Source organism: Candidatus Pantoea gossypiicola, from assembly GCF_008632075.1.
Classification (GTDB): Bacteria; Pseudomonadota; Gammaproteobacteria; order Enterobacterales; family Enterobacteriaceae; genus Pantoea; species Pantoea gossypiicola.
This window is the reverse complement of the sequence record NZ_VWVM01000008.1, coordinates 231,702-246,556: the sequence shown is the minus strand read 5'-3', so window position 1 is coordinate 246,556 and position 14,855 is coordinate 231,702. Positions and strand designations below refer to the sequence as shown.

Genomic DNA, 14,855 nt, shown 5'->3' with positions numbered 1-14,855 from the left:
TCCCACCGAAGTTATCAGTGTCAGAAGTCATGGGCCATCTGAAAGGAAGAACAGCAATCAGGCTGTTCAACAAGTTCCCCTACCTGCGTAAGCACAAGTTATGGGGCAATCACTTTTGGGCCAAAGGGTACTGCGTGGATACAGTGGGCGTGAATGCTGAAATGATCCGTAAATATGTAAAATATCAAGAGAAGCATGAAGTTGAAGATAAACAACTGTCGCTTCATGAGGTGTAAAGAGAGGGCTCTAAGAGTCCGAACTTAGTACGCCCCCATGGGGCGGAAAACAAAGCCGCCTTCTATGAAGGCGGATTTTTACTACAGGCCGCCAGATTTATAGGCGCGGGCTGCGGGCGCACCGTTGCTGGCAGGCAGCTTCTTGCCCAGCGTTTCCATGCGCATCTGGAACGGCGGGAACGGCATCTCGATACCGTGTTGCTCAAATCCCAGCAGAATCAGCTGGTGCAGCTCATGACGCAGCGGCATACGGTGTCCCATCTCTGCGGCATGTACCCTGACCTCAAATAACTGAATCCCCTGCTGCAGATCGACGAGGAACGCCTCCGGCGGTGGCGTATCAAGCACATAACTGCAGCGCTCGGCCGCCTGTACCAGAATGGTGGTTACCTGTTCACTGCTGACTTTGGCCGGGGCCGGGATGGTGAGCACCACACGCGTTACGGAATCGGACAGCGACCAGTTAATAAACTGCTCGGTAATAAAGGCCTTGTTTGGCACGATGATCTCTTTGCGGTCCCAGTCGGTAATGGTGGTCGCACGGGTGTTAATCCGGGTAATACTGCCGGTCAGGTCGCGGATCGTCACGGTATCACCAATACGAATCGGCTTTTCGAACAGGATAATCAGGCCAGAGATAAAGTTGGCAAAAATCTCCTGCAAGCCAAACCCCAGTCCCACACCCAGCGCAGCAACCAGCCACTGCAGTTTCGACCATTCAATACCAATCATGGAGAAACCAATCAGCCCGCCAATCAGCAGCAGCAGATATTTGGTCAGTGTGGTTATGGCGTAACCGGTACCCGGCGTCAGATTAAGATGCTGCAACAGTGCCAGTTCAAGCAGCGCGGGCATATTGCGCACCAGCTGAGTGGTGATGATAAACACCAGAATAGCAATCAGTACTGAACCCAGGGTGATTGGCTGAATCGACTCCACGCCCTGTACGGACGTACTGACATCCCACAGCTGAATATTCTCCAGGAAGCCGAAGGCCGAGTGAATTTCTGACCACAGCACGATCACCGAGACCAGGGCAATCAGCGTCAGGATAGAACGTACCAGCCGCAGCGACTGCGCACTGATCGCATCCAGATCAATCACCGGCTCTTCGATTTCAATCGCGTCGGTATTCAGCGCGCTTTGCTCTTTCTCTTCTTCACTACGCGCCCGGTTAGCCAGCATATCGGCACGGCGCTGACGGGCGCGGTCAAAACCAAGACGGCGACGCTGAATCAGCATCCAGCGCCGGATAATGTGATAGATAACCAGCAGCAGGAACCAGATGGCGACTGAGGTTTCCAGTCGCGCCAGCAGCGCCTGCGCGGTCGCCAGATACCCCACGGCGGAGGCGAGGGCAGCCATCAGCGGCATGGCGATCATCAGGTTCCACAGCATCCGGTTCACCATATTCTCGCCATTCCCCTCTTTATCGAGATAGAGCGGAATACCGGAGCGTTTCAGGCTGACCGTAACAATGCTGATTGCTCCGCAGATCAGGATGAAACAGAGGCGACCCAGCGACGAGGAAAACTGCCGATCTTCCAGATTGCCAAAGGCGATCAGCAGCATAATCAGCGGCACAATCAGGCCGATGCTCAGTGAGTAGTAGCGCATGGCGCGCGCTACCCGGTTCTGCGGCCAGCGGAAATGCACAATGAACAGGCCATTCGGACGGGCAAAGGCGGCGCTGATCATAAATGCCCACAGCAGCGGCAGCGTGGCGGTAATGCCATCGCCAATCGCCACGGCGATAGGGTAGGGCCAGGCGTTCTGCAGGCCATAACCCAGCGCACCCCACAATACCGGCAGCGGCAGCGCTACCAGAATCGACCAGAACACGGTACGAATGGTCAGGCGGAAACGATCCTGGGTGACCTTGCCGACTTTGCTGGCGGAACGTTCAAGAAACGCATTGAAGTGGCGGCGCGAACTGATGCTGAAACCCACCAGCAGCAGGGCACCAATAATCGGCAGCACCGAATTGCGGCTGGTAAACATCATCGCCATCGCTTTGCCAAGCTGACCCAGCGTATCCAGCGATAGCAGACGGGAAAGATCTTTAGCCAGATCCAGCGGATAACTCAGACCGATCGGACTGACGTCAGCGGTCCAGAACAGATAGCGGTGCGTCGCGTCTTTGACTTCTGTCAGCGCATCCTGCAGCTGGGTGTTGCCGACTTTGAGCTTGGTGATCTCCAGAATCAGGGTGTCACAGCCGGAGATCAGGGAGTTGAGCAGTTCACGCTGGGTGCGTAGCTGCGCATCAAGAATACGCTTCTGTTCTGCGGTGAAGGGCTGGCCATCGGCCTGCCGTCCTTTACTCAGCGTCTCCTGACGCTCCAGCAGATCTTCATAATAGAGACGCTGTACGCGAAGCTGTGCCATCTCATTATCAATCTGCTGTGACTTAGGCATCTCTGGCAGACGTGCGACCTGCGCCCGAAGCGCTTCGCCCAGCAGATTAGACGCGCCCAGCCACTGCGACTGTTCTCTCAACGTAGAGAGCGCCTGACGGACCTGAATAATCTGGTTGGTGGCCAGCCGCTGCTGCGATGCCACCAGATCCATACGCTGCGCCTGCTGATTCAGCGCAACAGAGAGTTCGCGGTTAACCCGAAACTGATCGCTGATCGCCGGCGGCAGATCGCCGCTGTTTTCCGCCAGTTGCTCGGTGCGGGCGAGAGCGACTTCCGCTTCACGTTGCCGCTGATCATTGAGCTGGTTGCGCAGTGCCTGCAGATAGTTATCAAGCTGCGTCGCTTTACGCTGGTGAACTTCAGCCCGCATCCGCGCCAGTTCCTGACGGTTATTGGCGGAGAGCTGGGCCAGCTCAAGTTCATCAACGAGCGCTTTATTTGCGGCGCTTTCCGCCTGGCGAGCGGCCAGTTGCAGCTGGCCCTGTGGTGAACTGGTGCTGACGCCCTGCAGCCGGCGTTCACTCTCCGTCATCGCCCGGCGCGCTTCAGTCTGCTGCTGCGGCAGTTGCGACAACGAATCGCTGATTTCCCGCGCCCGATCCTGCTCCTGGCGAGCCTGACGACCCTCTTCCAGCAACTGGCTGCTGACCTGCAGAATCTCCTGATCCAGCTCGGCGCTGCTCATGTTGCTGCGTACGGTTTTTCCGCTGTCGCTTAGTGCGGCAATCTGCTGACGCAGTTCGCGCGCCAGACGCGGAAAGTCATCAATCACCTGCTGATATTGCGCCGCGCGCTCCAGCGAGTCATCGCGTTCAGAGAGGAAGTTTAAGGCAGCTTCAATCGTCTGGATCTGTTCCGCCTGGGATGGAGAACTTTTAGCCGATTTTATCTCTTCCAGCTGCTGTTTGAGCTGGCTGGCATCAGGAAGGCTGGCCGCGAAGGCCGGGCTGCTGAGCCACAGGCTCAGCAGCAGGAGGAGAATCGAACGCACAGAGGACACTCAATTTAGTCGACGATGACGTCGGAAATGTCTGTCGCTACCGGCAGCGCGATCGCCAGCGGTTGACCCAGACGGGTTTTGCTTTCTGCTTCCAGACTTTCAGCCAGTTTGACGCGACCAGGCGCGAACAGGTTGATGACCGTCGAACCGAGTTTAAAGCGTCCCATTTCCTGTCCTTTCAGCAGTACTACCGCCCCTTCATCATCCGCTGCCGGATAGTGCCAGCGTTTGATCACACCTTCACGCGGTGGGGTGATGGTGCCCGCCCAGACGGTTTCAATGCTGCCGACAATCGTCGCACCCACCAGAATCTGCACCATCGGTCCGATATCCGTTTCGAAATAGCAGATGACGCGCTCGTTACGGGCAAACAGGTTGGGAATATTACGCGCGGTCAGCGGGTTGACTGAATAGAGATCGCCAGGCACATAAATCATCTCACGCAGGATACCGTTGTATGGCATGTGGACGCGGTGATAATCGCGCGGTGCCAGATAGGTGGTGACGAACTCACCCTCCACAAATTGAGCGGCCATCCGCTCATCTCCCGCCAGCAGAGCATCGATGGTGTAATGATGACCTTTAGCCTGGAAAATCTGATCGCCATGAATATGGCCGAGCTGGCTGATAGCACCATCTGCGGGCAGGGCGATCAGGCTGGCATCAGCATCCACCGGACGCGCATCGTCTTTCAGCGGACGAACGAAAAAGTCATTAAACGTGCGATAACTGGCGGTATCGGGCTTGCGCGCCTCCGCCATGTCGACTTTGTAAAACCAGACAAAGATGTCAATGACCAGTTTGGTCAACCAACCACCGCGGCGACTGGCGCCCCAACCGGCAAGTTCAGTCAGCCATTTCTTCGGGAGAATATGATTCAAGCCGAGTTTTAAACGATCAAACACCTTAGCCTCCTGGCTATTTCAGGACATGGTAAAAAGGGGGCGGATTGTAGCAGTGCCCTGTTCAGATGGCGACTATACCTGATTTCCGGCACGCTGCACGGTCCGTACGCGTGATCGGAATCCACCTCGCAAAATGCAGCAGCTTATCCCTTCAGACGCGGTTATACCGATTAACTTTCACCATCAGGGAAATTTTTACGCGTTTTTACCTGCGCCATGCTCTCCAGGATACGGTGGTAGTTATCGAAACGGGAGATGTGGATTTTTCCCTGTTCGACCGCTTCACGAATCGCACAGCCGGGATCGCTGCCATGTTTACAGTCACGGAATTTGCAATAGCCCAGGAAGGGGCGGAATTCGACAAAGCCGCGCGTAACCTGTTCTGGTTCCAGATGCCACAAACCGAACTCACGCACACCGGGTGAATCAATCACATCACCGCCGTGCGGGAAGTGATACAGGCGGGATGCGGTAGTGGTGTGCTGGCCCAGGCCTGAACCGTCTGACACTTCGTTGGTCAGAATCGCGACCTGCTCATCTTTGTCAAAGCCGAGCAGGGCATTCAGCAGGCTCGATTTGCCGACGCCAGACTGACCAGCAAAGATACTCACGCGGTCGGTCAAGGCCGCTTTCAGATCGTCCAGACCGTTTTTCGCCCGGCTGGAGACCATCACCACGCGATAGCCAATATCGCGATAGATAGCCATCTGCTGATCAACAAAGACGCGCGCCTCGTCATCCAGCAGATCGGTCTTGTTCAGGACCAGTAAGGGTTCGATGTCCAGCGTTTCGCTGGCAACCAGATAGCGATCAATGATGTTTAGCGACAGTTCCGGCAGGATCGCAGAGACGATGATGATTTGATCGATATTCGCCGCCATCGGCTTCACGCCGTCGTAAAAATCGGGGCGGGTTAATACGCTGGTGCGTTCATGCACCGCTTCAACAATGCCTTTGCCGCCGCTGGTAGCCGGACGCCACAGCACACGGTCGCCCGTAACCAACGAACGAATAGTACGGCGGATGTTGCAACGGTGGGCGACGCCTGCGCTATCCTCAACATCAGCATGCATGCCAAAACGACTCACAACGACCCCGTCTGCAGCTTCACCAAACAGGTTATCATCCGCTTCCGGACGCTCTCTGCGCTGGTTGAGACGGCGATCGTGGTTAGCGCTTACGCGACGTTGTTGGCCCTTCGACAGTTTATTTTTACTCACTCACCCTCACAGCGTTAGCCAGATTTCGCCCGGCTGGGCAAAACGTCTATGATACACCTTATTCATCGTGAATGACGACTACAGCAACCGCAGGAAACAGCATGGCTACTGGAAATGAACAGAATCTGATCTGGATTGATCTTGAGATGACCGGACTTGATCCGACGCACGATCGTATTATTGAGATTGCAACCCTGGTGACTGACGCCAACCTGAACATTCTGGCGGAAGGGCCGGTCATGGCCGTCCATCAGTCCGATGCGCAGCTGGCGCTAATGGATGAATGGAATGTCCGCACCCACACCAACAGCGGTCTGGTTGCGCGAGTGAAGGAAAGTCAGATTGACGATCGCGCAGCCGAACTGGCGACCATTGAATTCCTGAAACAGTGGGTCCCGGCTAACACGTCGCCAATCTGTGGCAACAGCATCGGGCAGGATCGCCGCTTCCTGTTTAAGTATATGCCTGAGCTGGAAGCGTATTTCCACTATCGCTATCTGGATGTCAGTACCCTGAAAGAGCTGGCTCGCCGCTGGAAACCGGAAATCCTGCCTGGCTTTAAAAAAGGCGGTACGCACCAGGCGCTGGATGATATCCGCGAGTCGGTGGCGGAGCTGGCTTACTACCGCGAACACTTTTTGCAGCTTTAATCGACGACGGGTGCGCATGAAACCACCAGGTTGCTGATTTAATCAGCAAACGCGCTGAAAGCGAAAAATTTTGCTTTCAGACGCTTGCAGCAGCAACGATTTCTCGTATAATGCGCACCCCGTACCGGTGAAGAATTTAGTTTCGGTACAAGGCGCGGGAATAGCTCAGTTGGTAGAGCACGACCTTGCCAAGGTCGGGGTCGCGAGTTCGAGTCTCGTTTCCCGCTCCAGATTTAAAGTGTAAGCAGTAACCTCTTTGCGGGAATAGCTCAGTTGGTAGAGCACGACCTTGCCAAGGTCGGGGTCGCGAGTTCGAGTCTCGTTTCCCGCTCCAGTTTTATAAAGCAGTACCCTTCTATGCGGGAATAGCTCAGTTGGTAGAGCACGACCTTGCCAAGGTCGGGGTCGCGAGTTCGAGTCTCGTTTCCCGCTCCAGATTTTACATCACCCCCTGTTTCAGTTCGTTATACGGCTGTTTTTGGTCGGGTGATTTTAGTTGTCTTCTGAAGTTATCCACAGCACCACCCCCATCTTTCATGCCTGTCAGGGCGATCTGTAAATGTGTTCTGAACAGAGTTATCCACAGCCTTGTGATTTAACCGCAGCGGTAGTCTCATTATTAAATAAACACAAATTTTTTATAAGTTGTTGATATTTAAGTTTATGAAGATATTTCAATTTGTTATTCCACAGTGAAATCAGCGTTGTTGCAGTTGAATGACAACAGCTTTTTATTTTTATTCACAGCATGTGGAAAACGATATTCAGCGGCTCGCTGTTCAATCATGCATCACGCGGTAAACCCTTCTCAACTGCACGAACCAGCCGTTTCTGCTGAGCAGGCTGCACGTCCACGACGAGTTGCTGGCGTTTCTGCTGCTGACAGGCGACCGCCCACAGAATATGTTCATCCAGCAGTTCACTCTCTCCGAGCCGCTGTTCCAGTACTGGCACAATGTCCGCTGACCAGGGCGCATTACCCAGCGCCACGGCAATATTGCGGAGCCAGCGTAAATGGCCAATACGGCGAATTGCTGAGCCTTCCGTGATGCTTAAAAATTTCGCTTCATCCCACTGAAACAAATCGAGTAGCTCCGGTGCATGTAACGCCGCGCGCGGTGAAAAGTCGCTTTCGTCACTGAGTTGTCCATAGCGATTCCACGGACAGATCAGCTGGCAGTCATCGCAGCCATAAATCCGGTTGCCCATCAGGGGACGAAATTCTTCCGGGATAGCCCCTTCCAGCTCAATGGTGAGGTAGGAAATACAGCGCCGGGCATCCACGACGTAAGGCTCAACGATAGCGCTGGTGGGGCAGATGGTCATGCAGGCAACGCAGCGGCCACACTGCTCCGGCTGCGGGGTGTCCACGGGTAGCGGAATATCGATCAGCAGCTCGCCGAGGAAAAACCACGAGCCGGCTTCCCGATTCAGTATCAGCGAATGTTTGCCGGTCCAGCCGAGTCCGGCTTTGGCCGCCAGCGGGCGCTCAAGCAGCGGTGCCGAATCCACAAACGGCCGGAAATTCAGCTCGCCACAGTGCTGCTGGATCATTTCTCCAAGCTTTTTCAGTCGATTGCGCAATACTTTGTGGTAATCACGACCGAGTGCATAACGGCTGACATAGCCTAGTTGGGGATTTTTCAGCGTGCTGGCGAAGGCAGCTTTGGCCGGAAGGTAGTTCATACGAACGCTGATGACGCGCAGCGTGCCGGGCAGCAACTCATGAGGACGCGCCCGCATCATGCCGTGTCGCGCCATCCAGGCCATCTCACCATGATACTGCTTATCCAGCCATTCCTGCAGGCGCGGCTCTTCTGCACTGAGATCGGTATCGGTAATGCCGACCTGCTGAAAGCCGAGATCCAATCCCCACTGTTTAATCTGTTGTGCGAGTTCATGAAGATCGAGAGGGTATGACATGAGTGACCAGGATTCGAAGAAAAACAGCCGCAGTTTACCATATTCTGTCTGGCCTGCGCAGGCTGTGGCGCAGCTTGAGCAACAGGGAGCCGATGCGCTCGGGATTACTCTGTATGAGCTGATGCAGCGAGCCGGGCAGGCAGCTTACGAGCATCTGACAGCGCACTGGCCCGAAGCCAGCCACTGGCTTATCCTGTGCGGTCACGGCAATAACGGCGGTGATGGCTACGTGCTGGCGCGACTGGGCCAGGCGGCGGGGAAAACCATTACGGTGCTGGCGTGCGAAAGTGAAAAAGCGCTGCCGGAAGAGGCACAGCGCGCGCGGGACGCATGGCTGGATGCGGGCGGGGAAATCCATGCGGCCGATGCGACCTGGCCAGATCAGATTGATGTGATTGTCGATGCCCTGCTGGGAACCGGCAGCAATCGTGCGCCCGAAGAACCTTATGCCACGCTGATTCAGCGGGCAAACGCCCATGCGGCACCGATAGTCGCCATTGATATGCCTTCTGGCCTATCCGCGCGCAACGGCACCGCACCCGGCGAGGTGATGAATGCCAGTCATACGCTGAGTATGGTCGCACTGAAACCGGGCCAGATCACCGGCAAGGCGCGAGACTACATCGGAAAGCTCTGGTATGCCGATCTTGGTCTGGCTGCTTTTCTGGCCGGAGAAGAGGCACCCATCGCCCGTTATGATGCCAGCGCATTAACCCGCTGGCTTAAGCCACGTAAACCGACCTCGCACAAGGGTAGTCATGGCCGGCTGCTGGTCGTTGGAGGTGATGCGGGTACCGCTGGCGCAGTTCGAATGACGGCAGAAGCTGCGTTACGCAGCGGCAGTGGGTTGGTGCGAGTACTCACTCACAAAGATAATGTTATTCCGATTCTGACCGCACGGCCTGAAATTATGGTCGATGAACTTACGGATGAACGCCTGACGGAGGCGCTGGAGTGGGCTGATGTCATCGCGATTGGACCCGGTCTGGGTCAGCGCGAATGGGGAAAGCAGGCACTGAAGCGGGTAGCAGGCAGTGAAAAGCCGATGCTTTGGGACGCAGATGCACTTAACCTGCTGGCAATCAGTGCTGAGAAACGTCAGAATCGCATTATTACGCCGCATCCTGGCGAAGCGGCGCGTTTGCTGAATATCGAGACCAGTGAAATTGAGAGTGACCGCTTACATGCAGCCCAGACATTGGCGCAGCGTTATGGTGGCGTAGTGGTACTGAAAGGTGCTGGCACGCTGATTGCCAGCGAGCAGGGCGAAATGGCCTTTGCGGATGTGGGCAATGCTGGTATGGCGTCCGGCGGTATGGGCGATCTCCTCAGTGGAATTATCGCCTCGCTGGTGGGTCAGAAACTGACGCTGTTCGATGCAGCCTGCGCGGGCTGCGTTGCACATGGTGCAGCGGCCGATGCGGTTGCGGCAGAACGCGGTACGCGCGGTATGCTGGCCACTGATTTACTGGATCTGCTGTGGCAGTTTGTTAATCCTGAGATGAATAAAGAAGCATGAAGACCTGTGTTATTTCTTTGCCCGATGAGGCGGCTACGCTCAGTTTGGGCGCTCAGCTGGCGCGCGCCTGTGGCAGCGCGGCAGTGATTTATCTCTATGGCGATCTGGGGGCGGGTAAAACCACCTTCAGCCGCGGCTTTCTGCAGGCGCTGGGCCATCGGGGCAATGTCAAAAGTCCTACTTACACCCTCGTTGAACCTTACACGCTGGATGGCCGTACGCTCTACCACTTCGACCTCTATCGCCTTGCCGACCCCGAAGAGCTTGAGTTTATGGGCATCCGCGACTACTTCAGTGGTGATGCCATCTGTCTGGTGGAATGGCCGCAGCAGGGTGCCGGTTTTCTACCGCAGCCCGATCTCACCTTAACGCTGCGTTATGTGGGTGAGGCGCGTGAAGCGGAACTGACAGCACAATCCGCGTCCGGCCAGCAATGGCTTGAACACGTTGGTCAGGGCAGGGATCAGGCATGATGTCACGGATGAAAATAGCACTGGTATCACTGATGCTGCTGGTCTGTACGCCCCTGTTTGCCGCCACGCTGTCCGATATCAAAGTGGCCAATGGCGATAATCAGGCTACCATTACGCTGAACTTTGCCGGACAGCCGGTCTATGCCTTTTTCTCTCTGCACAACCCGAATCGTGTGGTACTGGATGTGCGCCAGAGTGGTGTAGTTCAGGGACTGCCGCTGAATTTCAGTGGCGAAAACATCGTAAAGCGAATTCGGACCAGCACCCCAAAAGACAAACAGAGCGTACGGCTGGTGTTTGAGCTGACGCAGGCGGGTAAAACCCGAGCAGTCACCCAACGCAATGGTAACAGCTACAGCGTGGTCTTCACGATTACCGGCAAGCCGCCCGCTGTCACGCGCAGTGTGCCTGCGCCCGTCACAGCACCGACGCGCGTACCTACGCAGAGTGCCGCAGCGGCTAACCCGTTCAATTCGAATCCGGTGACGTCCGTGACCAGCACCGCGAGTTCCGTACGTCCCGGCACTGCCGTCAGCCAGAATGACACGGTGATTGTGGCAATTGATGCCGGACATGGCGGCCAGGATCCCGGCGCAATCGGGCAGCGCGGACTGAAAGAGAAAAACGTCACTATCGCCATTGCCCGCAAACTGCGGGTGTTACTCAACAACGATCCGATGTTCAAAGGCGTCCTGACGCGCGATGGCGACTATTTTATCTCGGTCATGGGACGTTCCGACGTGGCGCGTAAAGCGAATGCCAACGTGCTGGTCTCTATTCACGCTGACGCCGCGCCAAGCCATGCGGCGACCGGTGCCTCGGTCTGGGTCCTGTCCAATCGTCGCGCCAACAACGAGATGGCAAACTGGCTGGAGCAGAAAGAAAAACAGTCTGAGCTGCTGGGCGGCGCGGGTGACCTGCTGGCTAACAGTCAGGCCGATCCCTACCTCAGTCAGGCAGTACTTGACCTGCAGTTCGGCCATTCGCAGCGCGTCGGTTATGACATCGCGCAGAAAGTCTTGCAGCAGATGCGTAGCGTAACCTCACTGCATAAACGTCTGCCTGAGCATGCCAGTCTGGGCGTGCTGCGTTCACCCGATATTCCTTCTTTGCTGGTGGAAACCGGCTTTATCAGTAATTCCTCGGAGGAGCGACTGCTAGGCAGTAGCGCACACCAGGATAAGATTGCGCAGTCGATCTATAAGGGTCTGCGCACTTATTTCCTGGCGCACCCGCTGCAATCCATCCCAAAGGAGGAAAACCGGCCGCTGGGCTCGTCGCCAGCGGTTAGCGTCGCCAGCAACCCGGCGACCGGGGTGACGCAATATACCGGTGCAACGCAGCGCCATACGGTAACGCGCGGTGAGACGCTTTCCGGTATTGCCGCGAAGTATGGTGTCAGCATGGACACCCTGCGTGAGATGAACACCCTGAAGCGGGATGTGGTGTGGGTCGGACAGCGGCTGAAAGTGCCGGCCAGTGCAGTCGCCAGTCGCGCTACGCCACGCGGCGTTGTGCGTCACAAAGTTGTAGTGGGCGATTCATTAACCGGCATTGCCGCACACTACGGCGTCAGTCCGAAAGCGATAATGCAGACCAATAATCTGAAGTCGACCAACGTCATGTTGGGGCAGAACCTGAAAATTCCTGCATCCTGATTGTTTGCCCGGCCAAGGTGCCGGGCTGCCAGCTAAAAGGAAAATCATGCCGATTCAAATTTTACCACCCCAGCTGGCTAACCAGATTGCGGCGGGTGAAGTGGTTGAGCGTCCTGCCTCCGTGGTTAAAGAGCTGGTGGAGAATAGCCTGGATGCCGGCGCGACGCGCATTGACGTTGATATTGAAAAGGGCGGCGCAAAGCTGATTCGCATTCGTGACAACGGCTGCGGAATCGTGAAAAGCGAGCTGTCGATGGCGCTCGCCCGACACGCTACCAGTAAAATAGCCTCACTGGATGACCTGGAAGCGATCATGAGCCTGGGTTTTCGCGGTGAAGCGCTGGCCAGTATCAGTTCTGTCTCCCGCCTGACACTCACCTCACGCACCGCCGATCAAACTGAAGCCTGGCAGGCCTATGCAGAAGGGCGTGATATGGCGGTAACGGTTAAACCGGCGGCGCATCCCTGCGGTACTACTTTGGAAGTGCTGGACCTGTTTTATAACACGCCGGCACGCCGCAAATTTATGCGGACCGAGAAAACCGAGTTCGGTCATATCGACGAGGTAATACGCCGTATTGCCCTGGCGCGTTTCGACGTGGCACTGTCGCTGAGCCACAACGGTAAAATGATGCGTCAGTATCGGGCCGTCAGCGAGGAGAGTCAGCGCGAACGGCGGCTGGCTTCTATCTGCGGCACCCCGTTTATGCAGCATGCGCTGCGCATCGACTGGCAGCATGACGATCTCTCGCTGCGCGGCTGGGTTGCCGACCCCGCCGGTTCGCGCCAGGTCACCGATCTGCAGTATTGCTATGTGAATGGCCGGATGATGCGCGATAAGCTGATTAACCACGCTATCCGCCAGGCGTTCCAGACTCAGCTGCAGGATGATCAGCAGCCCGCTTATGTGCTCTACCTGGAGATTGACCCGCATCAGGTTGATGTCAACGTCCATCCGGCCAAGCATGAAGTACGCTTTCATCAGTCACGCCTGGTACACGATTTTATCTATCAGGGGGTGGTCAGCGCATTACAGGCGACGGCGGCACCGGCCTTACCTGCGATCCACGCAGAAGAGCCCGCACCGCGCTGGCAGCCGGAAAACCGTCAGGCAGCAGGCGGTAATCATTTTGCGCAGCCTGCGCCGTCTGCCAGCGAGAGGAAATCAGCCGCATCCGGGCGCGAAACGCAGCCTGCACCGGCATGGCAGAACAAAGAGAATGGGTATCGTCAGCGTGAAGGTGCGGTTTATCAGCAGTTGCTGAAAACACCTGTCAGCACGTCATCACCGCCAAAAGCCCGCGAGCCGGCAGTGCGTCAGGCCGAAAAACCTTCGCCACTGGCTGCGCATGCTCAGAGTTTTGGCCGTGTACTGACCGTGTTGCACAATCACTTTGCACTGCTGGAGCGGGATCAGACATTAATGCTGATGGCGTTGCCGGTAGCGGCCCGCTGGCTGAAACAGGCGCAGCTTGAACCGGGCGAAGAGGGACTTAAACCGCAGCCACTGCTAATCCCGGTGCGCCTGAAAATCGCTCAGGAAGAACGACGGGCGGCAAAAGAAAACAGTAGCCTGCTCAATCAGATGGGCATTGAACTTCAGCCCGAAGGAGACCACGTGACGTTGCGCGCGGTGCCTTTACCGTTACGAACACAAAATTTACAAATCTTGATTCCTGAGCTGTTAGGCTATCTCGCCCGGCAGCAGGAGAACTCTGCGACGCAACTGGCCCAGTGGCTGGCGCGGCGTCATGAAACAGAGTCCTCTGACTGGAATCACTCACAGGCGATTAACCTGCTGGCAGAACTTGAACGGCTTTGTCCTCAGCTGCTGAAATCGCCGCCTTCAGGCTTATTACAGCCCATAGAGATTGAGAGCGCAGTCAACGCGTTGAAGCATGAGTGAACTAAACCAGGCTGGCCGGCCAAAGGCTATTTTTTTGATGGGACCCACGGCGTCTGGCAAAACGGCTTTAGCAATTGAATTGCGTAAGCAGTTACCAGTGGAACTAATCAGCGTAGATTCTGCCTTAATCTATCGTCAGATGGATATTGGCACGGCGAAACCGTCGGCTGAGGAGTTAGCAGTGGCACCCCATCGTCTGCTCGACATCCGCGACCCCGCAGAAGCCTATTCGGCAGCGGAGTTCCGGCGGGATGCTTTAGCAGAAATGGCGGATATCGTTGAAGCCGGACGAATACCGTTGCTTGTTGGTGGAACCATGCTCTACTTCAAGGCGTTACTTGAAGGATTGTCGCCGTTGCCCTCGGCCGATCCCGACGTTCGTCAGCGGATAGAGCAAACGGCGCGTGAAAAAGGCTGGGAAGCTTTACACCGCCAGCTGTGTGAAATCGACCCGGTTGCCGGTAGTCGTATTCATCCGAATGATCCGCAGAGACTTTCGCGAGCACTGGAAGTTTTTTTTATTTCGGGTAAAACTTTAACGGAACTGACAAAAACATCCGGTGAAGCGTTACCCTACGACGTGCAACAGTTTGCCATCGCCCCCGCGAGCCGCGAATTGCTGCACCAGCGCATCGCGTTGCGTTTTGAGCAGATGTTGGCGTCAGGATTTGAAGCGGAGTCTCGGGCCCTGTTTGCACGAGGTGATTTGCATACGGACATGCCTTCCATTCGTTGTGTTGGTTATCGTCAGATGTGGTCTTATTTGTCGGGCGAAATCGATTACAGCGAGATGGTTTATCGGGGAATTTGCGCAACCCGGCAGCTTGCTAAGCGACAGATGACCTGGTTACGCGGTTGGGAAAATGTTCACTGGCTTGACAGTGACGAGCCCCGGCTGGCGCGTGATACAGTCTTACAGGTTCTTAGTGCGAAGCATGGGTGATT

11 protein-coding genes and 3 tRNA genes are annotated in these 14,855 nt (G+C 56.0%); 10 read left to right on the top strand and 4 right to left on the bottom strand.

The genetic code is table 11. The features are described 5' to 3' along the window. The coding region (tnpA, locus tag F3I20_RS13015; RefSeq protein ID WP_150019317.1) for an IS200/IS605 family transposase at positions 1 to 236 on the top strand (236 nt) is incomplete at its 5' end. A gap of 81 nt (positions 237 to 317) precedes the next feature. On the opposite strand, the gene mscM is transcribed toward tnpA, so the two are convergent. From mscM to rsgA, 3 genes are all read right to left on the bottom strand, one after another. Next, positions 318 to 3,647 carry a miniconductance mechanosensitive channel MscM gene (gene mscM, locus F3I20_RS13010; protein WP_150013625.1) on the bottom strand — a complete coding sequence of 1,110 codons (3,330 nt, stop codon included), beginning with the start codon at positions 3,645 to 3,647 and terminating at the stop codon, positions 318 to 320. A 14-nt stretch (positions 3,648 to 3,661) separates the two neighbouring features. Continuing rightward, a complete protein-coding gene (asd, locus tag F3I20_RS13005; RefSeq protein ID WP_150059919.1) occupies positions 3,662 to 4,561 on the bottom strand; it encodes an archaetidylserine decarboxylase in 900 nt (299 codons plus the stop codon). 170 nt (positions 4,562 to 4,731) lie between these two features. Further along, positions 4,732 to 5,781 carry a small ribosomal subunit biogenesis GTPase RsgA gene (gene rsgA, locus F3I20_RS13000; RefSeq protein WP_150013623.1) on the bottom strand — a complete coding sequence of 350 codons (1,050 nt, stop codon included), beginning with the start codon at positions 5,779 to 5,781 and terminating at the stop codon, positions 4,732 to 4,734. A gap of 101 nt (positions 5,782 to 5,882) precedes the next feature. On the opposite strand from rsgA, the gene orn reads away from it, so the two are divergent. From orn to F3I20_RS12980, 4 genes are all read left to right on the top strand, one after another. Further along, entirely contained in the window at positions 5,883 to 6,431 is a 549-nt protein-coding gene (orn, locus tag F3I20_RS12995; RefSeq protein WP_003855299.1) for an oligoribonuclease, read from the top strand. A 154-nt stretch (positions 6,432 to 6,585) separates the two neighbouring features. Beyond that, positions 6,586 to 6,661: transfer RNA gene (locus tag F3I20_RS12990), tRNA-Gly, on the top strand. A gap of 28 nt (positions 6,662 to 6,689) precedes the next feature. Further along, positions 6,690 to 6,765: transfer RNA gene (locus F3I20_RS12985), tRNA-Gly, on the top strand. A 25-nt stretch (positions 6,766 to 6,790) separates the two neighbouring features. Next, positions 6,791 to 6,866: transfer RNA gene (locus F3I20_RS12980), tRNA-Gly, on the top strand. A gap of 348 nt (positions 6,867 to 7,214) precedes the next feature. Here the strand turns inward: F3I20_RS12980 and queG are convergent. Then, positions 7,215 to 8,354, bottom strand: a complete 1,140-nt coding sequence (gene queG, locus F3I20_RS12975; protein ID WP_150013621.1) for a tRNA epoxyqueuosine(34) reductase QueG — start codon at positions 8,352 to 8,354, stop codon at positions 7,215 to 7,217. Here queG and nnr point away from each other — a divergent pair. Genes nnr through miaA form a run of 5 tightly spaced genes read left to right on the top strand, consistent with a single transcriptional unit; the run spans position 8,353 to position 14,853 of the window. After that, positions 8,353 to 9,873: a bifunctional ADP-dependent NAD(P)H-hydrate dehydratase/NAD(P)H-hydrate epimerase gene (nnr, locus tag F3I20_RS12970; protein WP_150019318.1), complete on the top strand. Its 1,521-nt coding sequence runs from the start codon at positions 8,353 to 8,355 to the stop codon at positions 9,871 to 9,873. The genes queG and nnr overlap by 2 nt on opposite strands. Beyond that, a complete protein-coding gene (tsaE, locus tag F3I20_RS12965; protein WP_150013617.1) occupies positions 9,870 to 10,346 on the top strand; it encodes a tRNA (adenosine(37)-N6)-threonylcarbamoyltransferase complex ATPase subunit type 1 TsaE in 477 nt (158 codons plus the stop codon). Before nnr ends, tsaE begins: the two co-directional genes overlap by 4 nt. Next, positions 10,343 to 12,004 (top strand): N-acetylmuramoyl-L-alanine amidase AmiB, encoded by a 1,662-nt coding sequence (amiB, locus tag F3I20_RS12960; protein ID WP_150037677.1) that lies wholly within the window; start codon positions 10,343 to 10,345, stop codon positions 12,002 to 12,004. The genes tsaE and amiB overlap by 4 nt, the downstream gene beginning before the upstream one ends. A gap of 46 nt (positions 12,005 to 12,050) precedes the next feature. Next, positions 12,051 to 13,910, top strand: coding sequence for a DNA mismatch repair endonuclease MutL (mutL, locus tag F3I20_RS12955; protein WP_150013613.1), 1,860 nt, complete (start codon positions 12,051 to 12,053; stop codon positions 13,908 to 13,910). Beyond that, positions 13,903 to 14,853: a tRNA (adenosine(37)-N6)-dimethylallyltransferase MiaA gene (gene miaA, locus F3I20_RS12950; RefSeq protein WP_013359182.1), complete on the top strand. Its 951-nt coding sequence runs from the start codon at positions 13,903 to 13,905 to the stop codon at positions 14,851 to 14,853. The genes mutL and miaA overlap by 8 nt, the downstream gene beginning before the upstream one ends. Positions 14,854 to 14,855 lie beyond the last annotated feature (2 nt).

Excerpts from the sequence above, each read along its gene's own strand:
- queG (WP_150013621.1), bottom strand. The coding sequence starts at position 8,354 with ATGTCATACCCTCTCGATCTTCATGAACTCGCACAACAGATTAAACAG.
- orn (WP_003855299.1), top strand. The coding sequence starts at position 5,883 with ATGGCTACTGGAAATGAACAGAATCTGATCTGGATTGATCTTGAGATG.
- mutL (WP_150013613.1), top strand. The coding sequence starts at position 12,051 with ATGCCGATTCAAATTTTACCACCCCAGCTGGCTAACCAGATTGCGGCG.
- nnr (WP_150019318.1), top strand. The coding sequence starts at position 8,353 with ATGAGTGACCAGGATTCGAAGAAAAACAGCCGCAGTTTACCATATTCT.
- tsaE (WP_150013617.1), top strand. The coding sequence starts at position 9,870 with ATGAAGACCTGTGTTATTTCTTTGCCCGATGAGGCGGCTACGCTCAGT.
- amiB (WP_150037677.1), top strand. The coding sequence starts at position 10,343 with ATGATGTCACGGATGAAAATAGCACTGGTATCACTGATGCTGCTGGTC.
- miaA (WP_013359182.1), top strand. The coding sequence starts at position 13,903 with ATGAGTGAACTAAACCAGGCTGGCCGGCCAAAGGCTATTTTTTTGATG.